The organism is Streptomyces sp. LS-MS-L19 (assembly GCF_058382285.1).
Genome location: NZ_JBYCLL010000001.1, coordinates 5,816,100 through 5,834,406 on the forward strand (window position 1 = coordinate 5,816,100; position 18,307 = coordinate 5,834,406).

18 protein-coding genes are annotated in these 18,307 nt (G+C 71.2%); 12 read left to right on the forward strand and 6 right to left on the reverse strand.

All coding sequences use genetic code 11. The features are described from left to right. The first annotated feature begins 34 nt into the window (after positions 1 to 34). From AC2XR2_RS25995 to AC2XR2_RS26015, 5 genes are read left to right on the forward strand one after another with little or no spacing between them, the layout of a single operon-like run. Positions 35 to 643 (forward strand): TlpA family protein disulfide reductase, encoded by a 609-nt coding sequence (locus AC2XR2_RS25995; RefSeq protein ID WP_381302913.1) that lies wholly within the window; start codon positions 35 to 37, stop codon positions 641 to 643. A gap of 1 nt (position 644) precedes the next feature. After that, positions 645 to 1,418: a cytochrome c biogenesis CcdA family protein gene (locus tag AC2XR2_RS26000; RefSeq protein WP_330265143.1), complete on the forward strand. Its 774-nt coding sequence runs from the start codon at positions 645 to 647 to the stop codon at positions 1,416 to 1,418. A 3-nt stretch (positions 1,419 to 1,421) separates the two neighbouring features. Continuing rightward, complete coding sequence (gene resB, locus AC2XR2_RS26005; RefSeq protein WP_491516445.1) at positions 1,422 to 3,107, forward strand: cytochrome c biogenesis protein ResB; 1,686 nt, start codon at positions 1,422 to 1,424, stop codon at positions 3,105 to 3,107. After that, the gene (gene ccsB, locus AC2XR2_RS26010) at positions 3,104 to 4,210 is read left to right on the forward strand and encodes a c-type cytochrome biogenesis protein CcsB (RefSeq protein WP_491516446.1); all 1,107 of its coding nucleotides are present in this window, start codon (positions 3,104 to 3,106) and stop codon (positions 4,208 to 4,210) included. Before resB ends, ccsB begins: the two co-directional genes overlap by 4 nt. 25 nt (positions 4,211 to 4,235) lie before the next feature. Next, the gene (locus AC2XR2_RS26015) at positions 4,236 to 4,634 is read left to right on the forward strand and encodes an SRPBCC family protein (RefSeq protein ID WP_491516447.1); all 399 of its coding nucleotides are present in this window, start codon (positions 4,236 to 4,238) and stop codon (positions 4,632 to 4,634) included. On the opposite strand, the gene AC2XR2_RS26020 is transcribed toward AC2XR2_RS26015, so the two are convergent. Genes AC2XR2_RS26020 through AC2XR2_RS26030 form a run of 3 tightly spaced genes read right to left on the reverse strand, consistent with a single transcriptional unit; the run spans position 4,631 to position 8,712 of the window. Further along, on the reverse strand, positions 4,631 to 5,011 hold the full coding sequence (locus tag AC2XR2_RS26020; protein ID WP_449352456.1) for a hypothetical protein: 381 nt from the start codon (positions 5,009 to 5,011) through the stop codon (positions 4,631 to 4,633). The two genes, AC2XR2_RS26015 and AC2XR2_RS26020, sit on opposite strands and share 4 nt — an antisense overlap. Before the next feature lie 57 nt (positions 5,012 to 5,068). Beyond that, positions 5,069 to 6,631 (reverse strand): type 1 periplasmic-binding domain-containing protein, encoded by a 1,563-nt coding sequence (locus AC2XR2_RS26025; RefSeq protein ID WP_449352455.1) that lies wholly within the window; start codon positions 6,629 to 6,631, stop codon positions 5,069 to 5,071. Further along, positions 6,631 to 8,712 carry a hypothetical protein gene (locus AC2XR2_RS26030; RefSeq protein ID WP_491518501.1) on the reverse strand — a complete coding sequence of 694 codons (2,082 nt, stop codon included), beginning with the start codon at positions 8,710 to 8,712 and terminating at the stop codon, positions 6,631 to 6,633. Before AC2XR2_RS26030 ends, AC2XR2_RS26025 begins: the two co-directional genes overlap by 1 nt. Before the next feature lie 188 nt (positions 8,713 to 8,900). On the opposite strand from AC2XR2_RS26030, the gene AC2XR2_RS26035 reads away from it, so the two are divergent. After that, the gene (locus AC2XR2_RS26035) at positions 8,901 to 9,824 is read left to right on the forward strand and encodes a transglutaminase-like domain-containing protein (RefSeq protein ID WP_491516448.1); all 924 of its coding nucleotides are present in this window, start codon (positions 8,901 to 8,903) and stop codon (positions 9,822 to 9,824) included. Here the strand turns inward: AC2XR2_RS26035 and AC2XR2_RS26040 are convergent. After that, the gene (locus tag AC2XR2_RS26040) at positions 9,821 to 11,110 is read right to left on the reverse strand and encodes a PucR family transcriptional regulator (RefSeq protein WP_491516449.1); all 1,290 of its coding nucleotides are present in this window, start codon (positions 11,108 to 11,110) and stop codon (positions 9,821 to 9,823) included. The genes AC2XR2_RS26035 and AC2XR2_RS26040 overlap by 4 nt on opposite strands. A 93-nt stretch (positions 11,111 to 11,203) precedes the next feature. Between AC2XR2_RS26040 and AC2XR2_RS26045 the strand changes: the two genes are divergently transcribed. The 3 genes from AC2XR2_RS26045 to AC2XR2_RS26055 all read left to right on the forward strand — a co-directional run bounded on the left by AC2XR2_RS26045 (position 11,204) and on the right by AC2XR2_RS26055 (position 13,519). Further along, positions 11,204 to 11,662, forward strand: a complete 459-nt coding sequence (locus tag AC2XR2_RS26045; RefSeq protein ID WP_330265136.1) for a nucleoside deaminase — start codon at positions 11,204 to 11,206, stop codon at positions 11,660 to 11,662. After that, entirely contained in the window at positions 11,655 to 12,629 is a 975-nt protein-coding gene (locus AC2XR2_RS26050) for an isopenicillin N synthase family dioxygenase (protein WP_491516450.1), read from the forward strand. Before AC2XR2_RS26045 ends, AC2XR2_RS26050 begins: the two co-directional genes overlap by 8 nt. A gap of 80 nt (positions 12,630 to 12,709) precedes the next feature. Continuing rightward, positions 12,710 to 13,519, forward strand: coding sequence for a hypothetical protein (locus AC2XR2_RS26055; protein WP_491516451.1), 810 nt, complete (start codon positions 12,710 to 12,712; stop codon positions 13,517 to 13,519). Between the two features lie 4 nt (positions 13,520 to 13,523). On the opposite strand, the gene AC2XR2_RS26060 is transcribed toward AC2XR2_RS26055, so the two are convergent. Together AC2XR2_RS26060 and AC2XR2_RS26065 are read right to left on the reverse strand one after the other, a co-directional pair. Beyond that, entirely contained in the window at positions 13,524 to 14,915 is a 1,392-nt protein-coding gene (locus AC2XR2_RS26060) for a purine-cytosine permease family protein (RefSeq protein ID WP_491516452.1), read from the reverse strand. Between the two features lie 81 nt (positions 14,916 to 14,996). Beyond that, positions 14,997 to 15,386, reverse strand: a complete 390-nt coding sequence (locus tag AC2XR2_RS26065) for a PLD nuclease N-terminal domain-containing protein (RefSeq protein WP_330265132.1) — start codon at positions 15,384 to 15,386, stop codon at positions 14,997 to 14,999. A gap of 87 nt (positions 15,387 to 15,473) precedes the next feature. On the opposite strand from AC2XR2_RS26065, the gene AC2XR2_RS26070 reads away from it, so the two are divergent. The 3 genes from AC2XR2_RS26070 to mqnP are packed head-to-tail and all read left to right on the forward strand — an operon-like array spanning position 15,474 to position 18,306. Beyond that, positions 15,474 to 16,925 (forward strand): menaquinone biosynthesis decarboxylase, encoded by a 1,452-nt coding sequence (locus tag AC2XR2_RS26070; RefSeq protein WP_381302925.1) that lies wholly within the window; start codon positions 15,474 to 15,476, stop codon positions 16,923 to 16,925. Then, positions 16,922 to 17,392 carry a hypothetical protein gene (locus tag AC2XR2_RS26075; protein ID WP_381302926.1) on the forward strand — a complete coding sequence of 157 codons (471 nt, stop codon included), beginning with the start codon at positions 16,922 to 16,924 and terminating at the stop codon, positions 17,390 to 17,392. Before AC2XR2_RS26070 ends, AC2XR2_RS26075 begins: the two co-directional genes overlap by 4 nt. Further along, a complete protein-coding gene (mqnP, locus tag AC2XR2_RS26080; RefSeq protein WP_491516453.1) occupies positions 17,389 to 18,306 on the forward strand; it encodes a menaquinone biosynthesis prenyltransferase MqnP in 918 nt (305 codons plus the stop codon). The genes AC2XR2_RS26075 and mqnP overlap by 4 nt, the downstream gene beginning before the upstream one ends. The last annotated feature ends 1 nt before the right edge of the window (position 18,307 follow it).

Here is an 18,307-nt window from a genome sequence, read left to right on the forward strand (position 1 = left end):
AAGATCCCCGGAACGGGCATGCGAAACTTTTCACATGAGTGCCGCCAGCCGTAGCCGCTCCCGGGTCCGTGCCAGCCTGCTCGCCGCGGGTGCCGCGGCCGCAGCGCTGATCCTGTCCGCCTGCAGTTCGGGCGGCACCTCGGGCGGAGGCGGCGACACCAACTTCATCATGGGCGCCGACGGCATCTCCACCGCCGAGCAGGGCGACCGGGGCAGTGCCCCCGACCTCTCCGGCAAGACCGTCGACGGGGGCCGGCTCGACGTCGCCGACTACAAGGGCAAGATCGTCGTCCTGAACATCTGGGGCTCCTGGTGCGCCCCCTGCCGGGCCGAGGCCCCCAACCTGGAGGCGGTCTCCAAGGCGCTCAAGGGCCGGGGCGTGCAGTTCGTCGGCATCAACACCCGCGACACCAGCGTCCAGAACGCCCGCGCCTTCGAGAAGGACATGGGCATCACCTTCCCCAGCCTGTACGACCCCACGGGCAAGCTGATGCTCCGCTTCCAGAAGGGCACCCTCAACCCGCAGGCCGTGCCCTCCACGCTCGTCATCGACCGGGACGGCAAGATCGCCGCCCGCTCGCTGGCCGCGCTCAGCGAGAGCAAGCTGCGCAAGATGATCGACCCGGTCCTCGCGGAGAAGTGACGTGAGCGCAGTCGTCACGCTCGCCGCCGACACCGGATACAACGGCACCGTCCTCAACGGCGCGTTGCTGCTCGCCCTGCCCATCGCGGTCCTCGGCGGCCTGGTCTCCTTCTTCTCGCCGTGTGTCCTGCCGCTGGTCCCCGGCTATCTGTCGTACGTCACCGGAGTCACCGGCACCGACCTGGCCGAGGCCCGGCGCGGCCGCATGGTCGCCGGCGCCTCGCTGTTCGTGCTCGGCTTCACCGTGGTGTTCGTCTCCAGCGGGGCGCTGTTCGGCTACTTCGGGCAGACGCTCCAGGAGAACCAGGGCGTGCTGTCCAAGGTGCTGGGTGTGCTCATGATCCTCATGGGTGTCTTCTTCATGGGCTTGATGCCCTGGATGACCCAGCGGGAGTTCCGCTTCCACAACAAGCCCGCCATGGGCCTGGTCGGCGCCCCGCTGCTGGGCGCGCTGTTCGGGATCGGCTGGACCCCCTGCATCGGCCCGACCCTCGCCTCGGTGATCGCCCTGTCCTCCCAGCAGGGCAGCGCCGGCCGCGGTGCCATACTGACCGTCGCCTACTGCCTCGGCCTCGGCCTGCCCTTCGTGCTCGCCGCGGTCGCCTTCCGCAAGGCGCTCGGCGCCTTCGGCTGGGTCAAGCGCCACTACGTCTGGGTCATGCGCATCGGCGGCACCATGATGATCGTGACCGGACTGCTGCTGCTGACCGGTGCGTGGGACCGCATCGTGCAGGACCTCCAGTCCTGGTCCGCCGGCTTCACTGTGGGGATCTGATCCATGAGCAAGACCACACCCGACACTCCCGCCACGGACCAGGACCTCGGCGCGGCCGGCTCCCAGCTGTCCACCGCGCCCGTCGAGGGGCCGCCGAACCTGCCCTCCCTGGGCGTCATCGGCTGGGCCCGCTGGTTCTGGCGCCAGCTCACCTCCATGCGGGTCGCGCTGCTGCTGCTCCTGCTGGTGGCGCTCGGCGCGATCCCCGGCTCGCTGATCCCGCAGACCGGGACCGACGCGACCAAGGTCGCCGACTTCGTCAAGAACAACCCCACCCTCGGGGACGTCTACGACAAGCTCGGCCTCTTCCACGTCTACAGCTCGGTGTGGTTCTCCGCGATCTACATCCTGCTGTTCGTCTCCCTCATCGGCTGCATCGTGCCCCGCACCTGGCAGTTCGTCGGGCAGCTGCGCAGCCGGCCGCCGGGTGCCCCGAAGCGGCTGACCCGGCTGCCCGCCTACACCACCTGGCGCACCGAGGCCGAGCCCGAGCAGGTCCGCGAGGCCGCGCTCGCCCTGCTGAAGAAGAAGCGCTTCCGCGCCCACCTCGCCGGGGACAACGTGGCGGGCGAGAAGGGCTACCTCCGCGAGGTCGGCAACCTCGCCTTCCACATCGCGCTCATCGTGATGCTGACCGCCTTCGCCTGGGGCCAGCTCTTCAAGTCCGAGGGCAACAAGCTGGTCGTCGAGGGCGACGGGTTCTCCAACACCCTCCTCTCCTACGACGACTTCAAGTCCGGGAACCTCTTCGACACCGACGACCTGGTGCCGTTCAGTTTCACGCTGAACAAGTTCACCGGCACCTACGAGACCAGCGGCCCCAACAAGGGCACCCCGCGCCTCTACCAAGCGGCCATCACCTACAGCAAGGGCGCCTACGGCAAGGACCACAAGACCCTCGTCAAGGTCAACGAGCCGCTGGAGATCGACGACGCGAAGGTCTATCTCACGGCCCACGGCTACGCCCCCCTGATCACGGTCCGGGACGGCAAGGGCAACGTGGTCTTCCGCGACGCGGTCGCGATGCTGCCGCTCGACTCCAACGTCACCTCCACCGGCGTGATCAAGGTCCTCGACGGCTACCGGAACGCCAAGGGCGTCTCCGAGCAGCTCGGCATCTCGGCGTTCTTCATCCCGACCTACACCCAGGGCAGCGAGACGGCGTCCACCTTCCCGGCGCTGAACAACCCGGTGCTCAACCTCACGCCGTACCACGGTGACCTCGGTGTCAACTCGGGCATCCCGCAGAGCGTGTACCAGCTCGACAAGTCGCACGTGAAGGACTTCAAGGACGCCAAGGGCCAGGAGCTCAGGGAGAACCTGAGGCCCGGCGAGACCATGAAGCTTCCCGGCGGCGCCGGTTCGATCACCTACGACGGCACCAAGCAGTGGGCGAACTTCCAGGTCGTCCAGCAGCCCGCCAGCGGCTGGGCCCTCGCCGGCGCCCTCACCGCGATCTTCGGCCTCGCCGCGTCCCTGTTCATCCAGCGCCGCCGGGTGTGGGTGCGGGCGGTGCGCGGCGAAGACGGCGTGACGGTCGTGGAAATGGCCGGCCTGGGCCGCAGCGAGTCCGCGAAGGTGCCGGAGGAGCTGGGCGAGCTGGCAGGAATCCTGTACGACCACACCCCGAGCACCGAGCAATCCACCCCCGAACCCCAAGTAACACCCTCCGAAGGGGCTGAGAAGTGACTCTCGCCGCCGCAACCGAGTTGGCCACCGCCACCAACGAACACCTCGCCAACATCAGCAACACGCTGATCTACTCGTCGATGGCCGTCTACACCCTGGCCTTCTTCGCGTACATCGCCGAGTGGCTCTTCGGCAGTCGCAGCAAGGTCGGCCGCACCGCCGCCGCGCTCACCGCCGACGCCAAGAAGACCGAGGCCAAGAAGGCGCCGGCCGTCACCGTGAACCAGGGCGGCAGCACCGCCGTACTGGAGCGGCCGCAGGTCGTGGTGCGGTCCGCGAGCGGTTCGCGGGACGTGCCCGACGGGCCCGGGGCGCACGGCGGGGACGAGCAGGGCGACCTCTACGGGCGTATCGCCATCTCCCTCACGGTGCTGGCCTTCCTCGTCGAGCTCGCCGGGGTCGTGGCCCGCGCGGCCTCGGTGGAGCGGGCCCCCTGGGGCAACATGTACGAGTTCAACATCACCTTCTCCACGGTGGCCGTCGCCGTGTACCTGGGGCTGCTGGCCCTGAAGAAGAACGTGCGCTGGCTCGGGCTGTTCCTGGTCACCACGGTCCTCCTCGATCTCGGCCTCGCCGTCACTGTCTTGTACACCGCCAGCGACCAGTTGGTTCCCGCCCTCCACTCGTACTGGCTGTACATCCACGTCTCCACCGCGATCTTCTGCGGCGCGGTGTTCTACGTCGGCGCGGTCGCCACGATCCTGTACCTCTTCAAGGACAGCTACGAGAACAAGATCGCTACCGGCGGCACCCCGGGCCGGTTCGCGAACTCCGTCCTGGACCGGCTGCCGGCCTCCGCGAGCCTCGACAAGTTCGCCTACCGCGTCAACGCGGCCGTCTTCCCGCTGTGGACGTTCACGATCATCGCGGGCGCGATCTGGGCGGGCGACGCGTGGGGCCGCTACTGGGGCTGGGACCCCAAGGAGACCTGGTCGTTCATCACCTGGGTCGCCTACGCCTGCTACCTGCACGCCCGCGCCACCGCCGGCTGGAAGGGCCGCAAGGCCGCCTACCTCGCGATGGTCGCCTTCGGCTGCTGGCTGTTCAACTACTACGGCGTCAACATCTTCGTCTCCGGCAAGCACTCGTACGCGGGCGTCTGAATCCCCGCTCGGCGACACTGGTGGCATGACCGGATCCGTCGAACAGGGCACGAGTCAGACCCACGGAAGCAGCCGCGTCCTGCACTTCCTGGTGCGGCTGCCGGTCCCCATGGAGGGGGCCTGGCCCGCGGTGGGCAGTGCGGAGGGGCTCGCGCGCTGGTGGACCGGCGTGCGGGTGCTGGAGCCGCGGCTCGGGGGCGCCGTGGTGCTGCCGGGGCTGGGGGAGGGCCAGGTCACGGCGTGGGACGTGGACCGGGTCGCCGAGTACACGCTGGAGCGGGGCGACCGGATCAGGTTCCACCTGGAGCGGGACGGGGACCGGGGAGCCGTCCTGCGCTTCACGCACGAGTACGAGGGGCCGGAAGGGACCGGGCCCGCCTGGCGGGCCCGGTTCGAGCGGTTGCTGGAGGCCCTGGACGCCTAGAAGTGCACCTCCGCGCAGGCCCGCCCGCGTGACTGGAGTCCACCGCTCGTGTGCTCCCAGCCCTCCGCGCACAGCACCGCGCCGTTGGGCAGGTCACGGTGGACCGGCACGGTGAACTTCTGGTGGTACCCCCAGAACTGGGTCGCGCTGTTGGTGTCGATGCCCCCGCCCCAGATGTGGAAGTGCCCGGTGAAGTCGCCGTTCCAGGTGGTCGCCGCGGCGATGGTCTCGACGCGCAGTCCGACGCCGTCGACCATGATGCAGGTGCGCTGGTTGCAGCCGTTCGCCCCGGCGGAGGCGGCCGGCGCCCCCGCGATCGTCATCGCCAGCGCGCACACCGCGCCGAGGGCCAGGCGGGAGAAAGTCTTGCCGTTCATGAGCAGGATCCTGGCAGTCACGGTGGGTGACCGGCGAGTACGACGCGCTACCACGCGCTACGACGGCGGCAGGCACTCCTTCGCCGGCGGCTTGCCCTCCGGCCACGCGATCCGCACGAAGCGGGCCGTGCCCTGCGGGGTCAGTTCCACGATCGGTACGGCCTTGTCGTACGGGTTGCCGTGGTTGTCGAGGCAGATCCAGCCGCTCGCGCCGTCGACCCGCTGCTGGGTGCCCTTGATGAGCCGCCACTCGTTGCGGACCTCTTCGAGGGTCGGGATGTCCTTGGTGCCCTTGGCGAACCGGATGCCCTGGTACGTCAGCCGCATCGCGTCGTAGGCGATGATCAGCTGGCCGTCCTCCAGGTCGACGTCGCCGATCGGGCCGACCTTGTCGCCCTGGCCCGCTGTCACCAGTTCCTGGAGGATCTTCGCGTCCGCCGTCGAACCCCCGGTGGCGGGAGGGGACTTGATCCAGGCGTCCGGGTGGGCGAGGGCGGTGTAGCGGACGGTGAGGTTGCGGTTCAGGGCGTCCCGGTTCAGGTCCTTGTCGCCGGTGAGGTAGGACGCCTCGTCGCCGGTGAGCAGGGTGAACCTCCGCTTCTGGCAGCCGCGTTCGCCGAGGGCGTTGATGAACTGGCGCAGCTGGGTGTGGCGTCCGGCGAACAGGATGGTGTCGGTGCCGGCGTCCGTGTCGCAGACCAGGTGGGTGATCTGCTCGAAGTCGTTGGCGGTGGAGCCCTCCTGGCTGCGGTCGTCGGGCGGGTTGAACGACCAGGGCGCGTACGGCGAGCCCTTGAGCAGCTTCTCGAAGGAGCGCTGGAGGGTCAGCGAGTAGGGGTCGCCGTTCTCCGGGTCGTCCGCCTTCTGGTCGTGGACCAGGACCGCCTTGTCGGCCGCGACCTGGGCGAAGGAGGTGAGCGCGCGGGCCTCGTCGGTGTTGGTCGGGGAGACCCGGGCGAGGCCGGGGAAGGGGTCCTTGCCGTTCTGGCCGTTGGCGAGGTTGTCGGCGGTGATGGAGGTGCCGATCACGGCGATGCCGCGGGCGGTGAGCGCCGCGACGGCCCGCTTGTTGTTGGCGGTGCTCAGCCCGACCCCCGCGACCGCCCGCAGCTTGTCCCTGCCGTCGGTCATGCCCGCCAGCTGGTCGACGGTGTGCTCCCAGTGGGCGCCGGTGGCGCCGGGGTTGGCGAGCACCAGCCGGATCGCGGGGACGGTCCCGTTGGACTGGTGGTTGGCCTGGTACTGCGCGAGATACGCGCCCTGGAGCTCGTGCAGGACGTCCCCGAGGTTGTCGGCGTCGGTCGCGGTGAAGGGCTCGAGGAGCGCGACGGTGACGTAGGGGCCCTTGACGGACCTGTTCTCGCGGTCGATCGCCTTGACCACCGGCCCGAGCGGGGCCCGGCCCCAGTCGTAGGCGGTCGCCGAGACGCCCACGCACTCGTCGCTGCCCTCGGGTCTGACGACCCCGGCGGCGCAGGAGCGGTCGTCCTGGGCGAGTCTCCAGCCCCCGATCCCCAGGCCGCCGAGCACCACGAGGGTCAGCAGCAGGGCGAGGTACCGCCGCAGCGGGATCTCCCAGACGCCCTCGCGCAGCCATGTTCCGAAGCCTCGGCCGGCCATCACGCCTCCCCCTCGCCGTCGTCGTCCTCGTCGCCGTCCGGGACCCGGAGAGGGCGTCCCGCGAGCGCGTCCTCGGGCCAGTCCCGGGAGGCCCGCCACAGCAGGGCGTTGCCGGCCGGACGCAGGTTGGACAGCTGCTCCAGCTCGAAGCGCAGCCGGTCGCACACCTTCGCGTCGGGCAGCGCGAGCGGGTCGGTCAACTGCCACACGGCGTGCAGCAGCCGTCGTATCCGCAGATGCAGTACGGCGCCCCTCTCGTCCAGGGAGCCCGGCACCTGTTGGGCGGCGTCCGTGTGGCCGAGCGCGACGGCCGCGCGCCGGTCGTCGCGGGCGTCGAAGTCGTGGCCCTCGGCGTCGTGCGCGTGGAAGTAGGGCGCGGAGGCGATGAACCGCAGGGTGCGCAGCCAGCTGCGGGTGTCCAGGGTGGTGAAGGTGTCGCGCAGGTGGGCGACGGCCGGTTCGGCCGCTCCCAGGGCGAGTTGATGGTGCAGGTGGTAGCGGTCGGTGGGGTCGTAGCGCCGGATCAGCGTCTCGTGGGCCTCGCGCCACCGCCCGTGGTCGGCGGACCGGTGGTGCAGCCGGAGCAGCAGCAGGGTCCGCACGAAGGGGTCGCCGACGAACCGGCCCGGCACCTCCGGCAGCCCCTCCTGGACCAGCCGGGTCTGCAGGGCCCGTACGTCCGCCGGGCCGAAGTCGTCGGGCAGGAGCGCCTCGGCGAGCGCGGTGGCGGATTCGTGGTCGTGGGCGGCGGCCAGCACCGTCAGCTCCTCCAGCCGGTCGGTGGGCACGAGCCGGTCGAGGAGTTCGACGTAGGTGGGCCTGCTGTCGCGGTCCTCGTGCAGCCGTACGTCGGCGGTGAGCAGCTCGCCGAGGGAGGTCGTGCCGTGCTGTGCGGCGGCCTCGGCGAGCAGCACGATGCCCAGCGGGTTGCCGCCGGTCAGCCGGTGGACGGCGTGCGGGAGCCGGGGCGGCACCTGGTGCTCGTCGACGATGTGCAGGGTGTCGTCGGCGGTCAGCGGCGGCAGGGAGACCAGCAGGGCCCGGGAGGAGGGGGACGCGGGGTCGGGCGTCCAGCCGGTGCGCCGGGCGACTTCGGGGAGGGTGTGCCGTACGGCGTTGCGCAGGGCGGGGCGGCCGGTGCCGCGCAGGGCGGTGATGAAGACGACCTGGTCGGCGATGCCCTCGGAGCGGTCGCGCAGGACGGGGTCGGTGAGACCGGGGCCGGGTGCGCGGTGCGCGTTGTCGACGAGGACGAGGGGGCGGCCCAGGCGCCGCATGCGTGGCAGCACTCCGGTGTAGGCGTCGGTGAGGTCGGTGAGCAGGGCGCGGACCAGATGGCGCTCGGCGTGCTCGCGGGAGGTGCCGCCGGCCCTGAAGTGCCCGGACAGCAGCATCAGTCCGCGCCGGGCGTTGCGGCTCGCGTTGGGGTAGTCCCGCCACCAGGTCGCCGCCCGCTGCTGACGGCGGTGCACGAAGCTGTCCGAGATGGACTCCAGGGTCGCCTCGATGGCGGACTGGAGCAGCGGGCCGGTCCCGGTGGCGGCCGCGGCGACGTTGGCGGCGACCCGCCCGGCCCAGCGCCCGGCGAACCCGGCGATCCAGGACCCGCTCTCGTTCAGCAGCAGGATCCGCTCCACCTCGCGCCGGATGCGCTCCGAGTCGGCGTCCCGCCAGCCGCCGGCGGCGACGGCCACCAGGCCCGACATCAGTCGCGGGAAGGTGATCCGGCCCGCGCCGGTCACCGGCTCGGCGAGCTGTTCGGCGATCACCAGCAGGACCTGCGACACCGGCGACCAGGCGTCGGTGTCCCGGCCCGCGGGCGGTGCCGCGAACTCGGCGGCCTCGCAGTCGATCAGGGCGACCGGGGTGTGCCCCTTGTAGGCGTCCCGCAACTCGCCGAGCAGCGCGCTCTTGCCCAGCCCGCGGGCGCCGGTCAGCATGACGAACGGGAGCTCCTGCGGATGCTCCCAGGCAGTGGCCCGGTGCTGGTGCGGCCGCAGCCCCACGAGTCGTGGTGCGAGCCCCGCCGGATCGGTGTCGAACAGCGCCCCGCGCCCGTGCAGCTGTCTGTGCACCCGCATTCCCCCCATGCGCGCTGTGTATCAACCCCAGGGTAAGGAGGGGGAGTTGGTTCGGACTAGATCGCGTGATGTCCGTTGGGTTACGAAAGTGTCGACACGGGACGGTTCCGGAGTCGTCGTCTCCTGGACATTCGGCGGCGAATTTTGACACGGTGGGGTGCGCCGACCCGTATTCGAACACGTGGTCGATGACGCCCTTCGGGAGGCCCGCCGTGTCCCTCTCCTTCTACGCCACGCAGAGTGTGTTCTCCGACCCCGGGCACATGGCGCCGCTGTACGCCGAGTTGCCGCGCGACCCCGCTGAACTGGCCCGGATCGTCAGGGACGTGATGATCCATCGCGTCGAGGGCGAACTCTTCGGGCACACCCATCCGACCGACCGGCTCCACGACGACGCGGAGTCCCGGTACATCGACGACGTCCTGCGGATCCTCGCCGAACGAAACGACGCGCCGCTGACCGTGCGGCGGGAACCGGGCGACCGGTTCGTCGGGGTCTGCCGTGACTTCACGCTGCTGCACGTGTCGTTGCTGCGGCACGCCGGTGTCCCGGCGCGGCTGCGGTCCGGGTTCGCCGACTACTTCGGCACCGACGGCTTCCACGGCGACCACGTGGTCACCGAGTACTGGACCGAGGACCTGGGCTGGCTGCTCGCCGACGCGCAGCTGGCCGACCCCGCGATCACCGCGCACTGGCCCGTGGACTTCGATCCCATGGACGTGCCCCGGTCGCGGTTCCTCGTCGCCGGGGAGGCCTGGCGGGTCATTCGCGAGGACGGGGCGGACGAGACGGAGTTCGGGTTGCACCGGCCCGAGGCCGGACCGCTCTTCGGGGAGCGGTTCGTGGCGGGGAACGTCCGGCTCGATCTCGCCGCGCTGAACAAGGTGGAGACGTTGCTGTGGGACGTGTGGGGTGCGGACGACGGGGAGCCGGGGACGCCGTTGCCGCCGAGCGTCCGTGAGCTGTACGACCGGGTGGCGCCCGTGGTGAGCGGGGAGGTGTCGTTCGAGGCCGTGCGGAAGGTGTTCGCGGAGGAGGACGGGGTGCGGACGCCGTCTGTGGTGACGTGTTATGCGCCGTTCAACGGGACGAGTCCGGTGACGTTGCGCTAGGCGGTTCGCCGGTAGGTCGAGTGGGGGAGCGTCGTGGCTGGTCGCGCAGTTCCCCGCGCCCCTGAGGGGCGCTGCACGACTCGGTGTGCACACGTTGCTGTCAGCAGCTCTCCCAGTAGGTCGGGGTCGTCTATGTCGAGGCCCAACAACGACTCGATGCGCTCCAGGCGTTGGTACAGGGACTGGCGGCCTATGTGGAGCCGGGCGGCCGTTCGGGTCGGGGAGCAGCCGTTCCGCAGATAGGTCTCCAGGGTGCGCACGAGATCGCTCGGGTGGGCGGCCTCCCAGGACAGCAGGGCGCCCAGGGTGCCCTGGACCAGGGCCGACAGGCGCTCTCTGTTGGCGTCCACGCCGCCCCTCGTCAGCTCCCGCTCCAGGGCCAGTGCCCTCGACGAGGTCACCAACGGGCCGTCGGGAGCCGCCGGTTCCGCCGCCGGGACCGTCAGTGCCAGTTCCAGGGTCGACCGCGCCGTCCGCAGCGTGTCGCTCCAGCGCAGCCAGCCGCCGTCGCCGGTCACGGCGTGGCCCACGGCCACCGTGAGGCCGGCGTCGGCCACCGTGCGGAAGGTCTCCTGGACCGCCTTCACCGGGTCGCCCGCGCGGCCGCCCGGCAGGGACAGCAGTGCCAGGACGTCCCCGGGGAACGCGGCCCGCAGCACCCCCGCCCCGCCCAGCAGCCGTACCGCGCGGTCGACCGTGCCCACGTCCCGGGTGCCGTGCAGCGACACCCCGATCAGCCGGGCCCCCGGGCCCGGGTGGAACCCGGCCAGCGCCGCCCGCGCCTCCACCTCCGGCTGGTTCAGCGCCGCCCGGTCGGCGAGGTCGGCCAGCAGGGCCGCCGTGTGGTCGTCGCCCCACGGCCGTACGACCGCACGGCCCGACAGGCCGCGGGCCACGATCGCCCGGTTGGCGGCCTCCGTGATCCGGACGAAGGGCACGACCCGGTGCAGGGCCAGCAGCGGCAGCTCGCGGCGGCGCGCCTCGTCCACGACCTCCTCCGGCATGGCGGGCAGGGACCGGCCGACCTCCACCGCGAGTCCGGCGGCGCCCCGGGCGGCCAGCTCGCGGACGTAGCGGCGGCGGGTCTCCTCGTCGGGGTCGGACAGGCCGAAACCGTTGGTGAGCAGCAGCTCGCCGCCGTCCAGGAAGTTCGCGCCCTCGTAGACCTCGCTGGAGTGCACCCAGCGGACCGGGCGGTCCAGGGCGGTGTGTCCGGCGAGCAGCTCGGGCTCGGAGGCGCGGACCGGGTCGAGGGCGAGGATCTCGCGGAGGGTGAGTGCGGGCATGGGCGCCTCCCGACAGTTCGTCCGGATGTGGGCTGCCGGGAGAGTACTTTCCGCACGTTGCCCTCGTGTTTCGGCCACAGGAGAGTGAAGGACATGGACCCCATGGATCAGGCACAGGCCCGCGAGTGGCTCGCCACCGCCGTCGCGGAGGCCCGCGCCGGGCTCGCCGAGGGGGGCATCCCCATCGGGGCCGCGCTCTACGGCGCCGACGGCACCCTCCTCGGGCGCGGCCACAACCGGCGCGTCCAGGACGACGACCCCTCCATGCACGCGGAGACGGCCGCCTTCCGGGCGGCGGGACGGCAGCGGTCGTATCGCGGTACGACGATGGTGACCACCCTCTCGCCCTGCTGGTACTGCTCAGGACTGGTCCGGCAGTTCGGGATCGGGCGGGTCGTCGTCGGGGAGGCCACCACCTTCCACGGCGGGCACGACTGGCTGGCCGAGCACGGCGTGGAGATCGTCCTCGTGGACGACCCCGAGTGCGTCCGGCTGATGCGCGACTTCATCGACAACAATCCGGCACTGTGGAACGAGGACATCGGTGACTGACACCTCCCGGCCCCGTATTCCGACCATCGACCTCGGGCCCTGGCTGTCCGGCGACCCCGACGCCCGCGCCGGCATCGCCCGCACCCTCGACGAGGCCCTCCAGACCGCCGGGTTCTTCCTGGTCACCGGGCACGGCGTGGACCCCGCCCTGCGCTCGCGGATCCGGGAGGCCGCGCGGACCTTCTTCCGGATGCCCGTGGAGACCAAGAAGGCGTACGAGGCGAAGGTGGGCGGCCGCGGCTGGCTCGGGCCCGGCGCCGAGGCCAACGGCTACTCCGAGGGCACCGAGACCCCGCCCGACCTCAAGGAGTCACTGACCTTCGCCACCCACGAGCCCTTCGAGGACCCGGCCGTCAACGCGGAGTGGTACGCGCCGAACGTCTGGCCGGACGAGGTCCCGGCCCTGCGCGAGCTGTGCGAGGAGTACCTGGAGCGGATGGGCGAGCTGGAGAAGCGACTGCTGTCCCTCCTCGGCGAGGCCCTCGGGCTCCAACCCGACTTCTTCTCCCGGCACATGGACCATCCGACGTACGGCTTCAACATCAACTGGTACCCGGGCACCGAGGTGATCGGGGAGCCTGAGCCGGGGCAGTTCCGCATCGGCCCGCACACCGACTTCGGCACGGTCACCATCCTCGACCGGCAGGCCGGCAAGGGCGGGCTCCAGGTCTTCACGGACGAGGGCGGCTGGGAGGACGCCCCCTTCGACCCCGACGCGTTCACCATCAACATCGGGGACCTGATGGCCCGTTGGACCGGTGACCGCTGGCGCTCCGGGCGCCACCGGGTCCTGCCGCCGCCGGCGGACGCGCCCGCCGAGGAGCTGATGTCGCTGGTCTACTTCGGCGAGTGCACCCCCGGCACGATCGTCGAGTCCGTCCCGGCACCGGTCGGCCGGGTGGCCCACGAACCCGTCGACTCCCACGTGTACTTGAGGGCCAAGCTGGACTCGATCACGGTCGACTGAGGCCCCTCGCAAGCCTCCCGGCCACGGTGGATACAGTGCGACGGCCGTCTTCCGGGGCGGCCGTCGAAGCTGGGGGAGACATGAGGAAACGTGCCGTCGGGCGGGGTCTGCTGTACGTGGCGATCGCCCTGGTCGCCGGGGCCGCGGGCGTGGGGGGCACCCTGCTCCGACAGCGGCTCACCGAGCCCGACACGACGGCCGTCGACGCCCAGGCCGCCGCCCTCGCCCAGGATCTGCGCCAGGACCTGAACGCCGGTTTCCACTCGGCGGGCGGCGGCACCTACGGCGGCCCGTTCACCGAGGGCACGCTCGTCGCGCAGACCGAGGAGCACGGCGGGGTGCTGCTCGGCGTCCGGTCCGCGGGCCTGACGCACACGGCGGAGGTCATGCTCGGGCTGGTGCCGCCCACCGGGGCGACCGTGGACGCCGACGCCTATCCCGTCCGCTGCTACCGCATCGCCTTCGCGCTCGGCCCGGGCAGCGTGCGGCGGACCGCGGTCACCTGCCCGGCCGGCCGGACCGACGGCGCACCCGGCAGCCTCGCCGCACAGATGGGCGGACTGCTCGCCCGGCAGCCCGCCAACCCCTACCGCGCGATGTCGGCCGCCGGCTACGCCCACACCCCCCGGGGCGCCACGGAGTTCCTGAAGGGCCGCAAGCTGGTCTCCGCCAAGGACACCGTGACCGACGTGGCGGGCCGGGCGGCGGGCGACGACGTGTACGCCGTCGCCCTGCGCGTCAACGGGGTCTGCCACTACCTGCGGATGTCCTCCGACGCCGACCTGGTCCCGCTGTGGACCGCCCCGGCCGACGAACAGCGGGCCTGTGACGCCCGACAGGCGGTCACCGCCTCCGGCGTGTACGGGAGCGACCCGGCGAAGGAGGGGTGAGCCGTCACGCCGCCGGTGAGCGCCTGCGCAGCGCCGCGTACAGCACCGCGCTCACCACGAAGCCCACCACCGGGGTGATGTCCCCTAACGACGGCCAGTGCTCCGGTACGTAGCCGACGTAGTCCTCCTGGTTGGAGAAGAGCGGGACCGACACCGCCACGCCGAGCAACAGGGCCGCGAGGCCCGGCCAGTTGGCGAAGGTGCGGTCGGTCAGGCGGCCGGACAGGAACTCGTCCGACCCCTGCGGGCGCAGCAGCCGCTCGACCAGGACCACGCCGAGCCAGGGCGCCACCCAGTACGCGATCACCAGCAGGAACGCCTCGTAGGCCGCCCCCGCGTCGGAGAGCGACGCCCACGCCGCCGCCGTACCGGCGACCCCGGACACCACGACGAGGACGCTGCGGCTCAGCCAGGCCGGGAGGTTCAGGCCGAAGGAGGCGATGGAGATGGCGCCGGAGTACACGTTGAGGGCGTTCGCCGAGACCGCGCCCAGGATGATCGCGATCAGCACCAGGTCGCCGAGCCAGCCCGGGAGATGGCCGGTGAAAGCCGCTGTCGGGGTGGCGTCCTTCGGGGACACGATCGTCGCCGAGGCCGCGCCGATCACGGCGACCACGGACACGGACAGGAACAGGCCGAGCGCCGGGTAGAGGACGGTCCTGGCCTTGTTCGCCGTACGGGGGAGGTAGCGGGAGTAGTCCGAGGCGTACGGGTTCCAGCCCGCCGCGTAGCCCCAGGCCGCGCTGAACGCGAGCAGGAAGCCGCCGACGCCGCCGCCCGTACCGCCCCCGCCGAGGTGGGCGTCCTTGAAGGTCCACACCCCGGCCAGCAGGAAGATCACCGCGAGGGCGGGGAAGGCGTACTTCTCGAAGACGTGCACGAAGTTGTGGCCGATGAAGCCGATGAGGATCTCGGCGGCCACGACCAGGAGCAACGACGGCAGCGGTCGCAGCCCGGTCAGGGTGTTCAGCGCGAAGGCGGCGCTCACGCTGTTCACCGCGAACCAGCCGACGCCCGCCACCAGGCCGTTGGCCGCGGCGGGCAGGATGTTGCCGAAGTAGCCGAAGGAGAGCCGGCCCACCACCATCTGCGGCACCCCGAAGCGGGGCCCGTCCAGGGACAGCACGCCCTGGGTGAGCGCGCCCAGCGCGGTGCCGAGCACGATGGCGGCCGTCGCCTGCCAGAAGCTCAGGCCGAAGAAGAGGACCGCGATCACACCGATGAAGACGGTCGCGAACTCGATGTTCGGGGAGGCCCAGGTCCACAGCAGCTGGAGCGGGCCGCCGTGGCGTTCGGACTCGGGGATGGGTTCCGAGCCGGCCGACTCGACGGCGATGACCTTGTCACCGTAGGCGGGGGCGAGGGTGCCGGCGGAGTCGGCGGGAGCTGTCGTCATGCGAGGTAAGTGTCCGGCTCCCGGCCGCCTCCGCCCAGGGGCGAGATGTCCGCTTCGGGGGGCTCGGCGGCGTACAGCTTGTCAGTCGCCCTTCGGCTCCTCGCCGGCCTCCCGGCGCCTGAGCTCCTCCTCGCGGCGGCGCAGGTCGGCCTCCCAGTCCTTCAGCAGGGCCTCGTCGTTCTTCCGCTCCGCCTTGAGGGAGTTCAGGAACTCGGGGTTGTCGTCGGGGGCGACGTACTCCATGCGGTGGTTGCGGTGCCACTCGGAGGGGGTGCGGCCGCCGGCCGGCGGGGTGCGCAGCTTGCCCGCGGCGAGCCAGGCGATCGGGCCGACGATCCAGAACAGCAGGATGATGAAGACCCAGGCGATCTTGGGCAGGTGCTTGGCCTCGTCCTCGGGGGTGTTGAGGCAGTCGATGAACGCGTAGATCGTCAGCGCCAGCGGGATCAGGTACATCAGCAGCCGGAACATGTGCTCTTGGCCCCCAGGGAAGGTTGTGTGGAGCCTGTGACAGGCCCCTGACGGGGTCAGGGTAGCGGCTCGGGGATACTTGTCCCCATGGCTTACGACGATCTTCGCTCCCTGCTCAGGGCACTGGAACGCGAGGGAGACCTCAAGCGGATCAAGGCCGAGGTCGACCCGTATCTGGAGGTCGGGGAGATCGTCGACCGGGTGCAGAAGGCGGGCGGGCCCGCGCTGCTCTTCGAGAACGTCCGCGGCTCCGCGATGCCCCTCGCCATGAACGTCTTCGGGACCGACCGCCGGCTGCTGAAGGCCCTGGGCCTGAAGTCGTACGGCGACATCTCCGACAAGATCGGCGGGCTGCTGCGGCCCGAGCTGCCGCAGGGCTTCGTGGGGGTGCGGGAGGCCTTCGGGAAGCTCGGCGCGATGACCCACGTGCCGCCGAAGAAGGTCAAGGAGGCACCGGTCCAGGAGGTCGTCCTCACCGGGGACGACGTCGACCTCGACCAGCTCCCGGCCCTGTTCACCTGGCCGCAGGACGGCGGCTCCTTCTTCAACCTCGGGCTCACCCACACCAAGGACCCCGAGACCGGGATCCGCAACCTCGGGCTCTACCGGCTCCAGCGCCACGACAAGCGCACCATCGGCATGCACTGGCAGATCCACAAGGACAGCCGCAACCACTACCAGGTCGCGGCGAGGAGGGGGGAGCGGCTCCCGGTCGCGATCGCCTTCGGCTGCCCGCCCGCGGTGACGTACGCCTCCACGGCCCCGCTCCCCGGCGACATCGACGAGTACCTCTTCGCCGGGTTCATCGCGGGCAAGCGGATCGAGATGGTGGACTGCAGGACGGTCCCGCTCCAGGTGCCGGCGCAGGCCGAAGTGGTCATCGAGGGCTGGCTGGAACCGGGGGAGATGCTGCCGGAGGGTCCCTTCGGCGACCACACCGGCTTCTACACCCCGCAGGAGCCCTTCCCCGCACTGAAGATCGACTGCGTGACGATGCGGAAGCGGCCGCTGCTCCAGTCGATCGTGGTGGGCCGCCCGCCGACGGAGGACGGGCCGCTGGGCCGCGCGACGGAGCGTTTCTTCCTGCCGCTGCTGAAGATCATCGTGCCGGACATCGTGGACTACCACCTGCCCGAGGCGGGCGGCTTCCACAACTGCGCGATCGTCTCGATCGACAAGAAGTACCCGAAGCACGCGCAGAAGGTGATGCACGCGGTCTGGGGGGCACACATGATGTCGCTGACCAAGCTGATCGTGGTCGTCGACGCGGACTGTGACGTGCACGACCTGCACGAGGTCGCCTGGCGGGCGCTGGGCAACACCGACTACGCCCGTGACCTCTCGGTCGTCGAGGGACCGGTCGATCACCTCGACCACGCCTCCTACCAGCAGTTCTGGGGCGGCAAGGCGGGCATCGACGCGACGAGGAAGTGGCCCGAGGAGGGCTACACCCGGGACGGCGGCTGGCCCGAGATGGTCCTGTCCGACCCGGAGACGGCGGCGAAGGTCGACCGCCGGTGGAAGGAGTACGGTCTGTGAGCCCCATCCCCGTGGGCGGCCCGGCCCTGTTCATCGGCACTGACACCGACTACGTGGCGCTCGTGCGGCCCGCGCTGGACCCGGCGGACCCGGGCGTCCGGCAGGCCGCCGAGCAGGCGGGCGTCACACCGGAGGAGCTGGCCGGCCCCGGCGACACCTGGGCGGTCCTCTACGAGCGCGGCGGCGACGGCGACGGCTTCGAGCTGCCCGGTGTGCGCGACGCGGAACCCGCCGACTTCGCGGAGCGGCTGCGCGCGGAACTCACCGCGGGGTCCGGCCCGTTCACGGTCGACGGCGGAGCCGCGCTGCGGCTGGACGCCCGTCCGGCCGACGCGGGCGGATACGCCTTCACGGCGCACATCACCCTGCCCGACGACTCCGGGACACCGCTGACCGTGGAGACGGGCCCGCTGCCCGCCGCCGCACTCCTGACCGACCTCGACGCCTTCCTCGGGAGCCTCGCATGATGACCACCGCCGACGGGGTCGTGGGCCCGGCGCCGCAGCCGACCGGGAAGGTGAAGGGCTTCCTGCGCCTCGTGATGATCGAGCACTCGGTCTTCGCGCTGCCCTTCGCCTACATCGCCGCGCTGACCGCGATGTACGAGTGGGACAAGAACATCCACTGGGGGCGGCTGCTCCTGGTGACGATCTGCATGGTCGGGCTGCGCACCTTCGCGATGGCCGTCAACCGGATCATCGACCGGGAGATCGACGCGCGGAACCCCCGGACCGCCCAGCGCGAGCTGGTCACCGGGGCGATGTCGGTGAAGCACGCCTGGACCGGGGCGCTGGTCGCGGTCGTGGTCTTCCTCGGCTCGGCGGCGCTGCTCAACCCGCTGTGCCTGGCCCTCGCTCCCGTCGCGGTGATCCCGATGGTGGTCTACCCGTACGGCAAGCGGTTCACGAACTTCCCGCAGGCCATCCTCGGGCTCGCCCAGGCGATGGGGCCGGTCGGCGGCTGGCTCGCCGTCACCGGGTCCTGGTCCTGGGACGCGGTGATCCTCGGTCTCGCGGTCGGCATCTGGATCGGCGGGTTCGACCTGATCTACGCCTGCCAGGACGTGGAGACCGACCGGGAGATCGGCGTCATGTCGGTGCCGGCCCGGTTCGGCATCCCGGCGGCGATCTGGGGGGCGCGGGTCTGCCACGTCCTGACGATGTCCCTGCTCGTCTGGTACGCCGTCGCCACGGACGCGGGCGGGTTCTTCTGGGTGGGGCTGATGATCGTCGCGGGCGCGTTCGTGTACGAGCACTCGATCGTGCGACCGCATGATCTTTCCCGGCTGAACCGGGCGTTCTTCAGCGTCAACGGGTTCATCGGGATCGCCTTGTTCGTGTGTGCGCTGCTGGATCTGCTGGTGCGGGGGTTGACGGTCTGAG

Excerpts from the sequence above, each read along its gene's own strand:
- AC2XR2_RS26015 (WP_491516447.1), top strand. The coding sequence starts at position 4,236 with ATGACCGGATCCGTCGAACAGGGCACGAGTCAGACCCACGGAAGCAGC.
- AC2XR2_RS26055 (WP_491516451.1), top strand. The coding sequence starts at position 12,710 with ATGAGGAAACGTGCCGTCGGGCGGGGTCTGCTGTACGTGGCGATCGCC.
- AC2XR2_RS26045 (WP_330265136.1), top strand. The coding sequence starts at position 11,204 with ATGGACCCCATGGATCAGGCACAGGCCCGCGAGTGGCTCGCCACCGCC.
- mqnP (WP_491516453.1), top strand. The coding sequence starts at position 17,389 with ATGATGACCACCGCCGACGGGGTCGTGGGCCCGGCGCCGCAGCCGACC.
- AC2XR2_RS26070 (WP_381302925.1), top strand. The coding sequence starts at position 15,474 with ATGGCTTACGACGATCTTCGCTCCCTGCTCAGGGCACTGGAACGCGAG.
- AC2XR2_RS26035 (WP_491516448.1), top strand. The coding sequence starts at position 8,901 with ATGACGCCCTTCGGGAGGCCCGCCGTGTCCCTCTCCTTCTACGCCACG.
- resB (WP_491516445.1), top strand. The coding sequence starts at position 1,422 with ATGAGCAAGACCACACCCGACACTCCCGCCACGGACCAGGACCTCGGC.
- AC2XR2_RS25995 (WP_381302913.1), top strand. The coding sequence starts at position 35 with ATGAGTGCCGCCAGCCGTAGCCGCTCCCGGGTCCGTGCCAGCCTGCTC.
- AC2XR2_RS26065 (WP_330265132.1), bottom strand. The coding sequence starts at position 15,386 with ATGTTCCGGCTGCTGATGTACCTGATCCCGCTGGCGCTGACGATCTAC.
- AC2XR2_RS26040 (WP_491516449.1), bottom strand. The coding sequence starts at position 11,110 with ATGCCCGCACTCACCCTCCGCGAGATCCTCGCCCTCGACCCGGTCCGC.
- AC2XR2_RS26030 (WP_491518501.1), bottom strand. The coding sequence starts at position 8,712 with ATGCGGGTGCACAGACAGCTGCACGGGCGCGGGGCGCTGTTCGACACC.
- AC2XR2_RS26060 (WP_491516452.1), bottom strand. The coding sequence starts at position 14,915 with ATGACGACAGCTCCCGCCGACTCCGCCGGCACCCTCGCCCCCGCCTAC.
- AC2XR2_RS26025 (WP_449352455.1), bottom strand. The coding sequence starts at position 6,631 with ATGGCCGGCCGAGGCTTCGGAACATGGCTGCGCGAGGGCGTCTGGGAG.
- AC2XR2_RS26020 (WP_449352456.1), bottom strand. The coding sequence starts at position 5,011 with ATGAACGGCAAGACTTTCTCCCGCCTGGCCCTCGGCGCGGTGTGCGCG.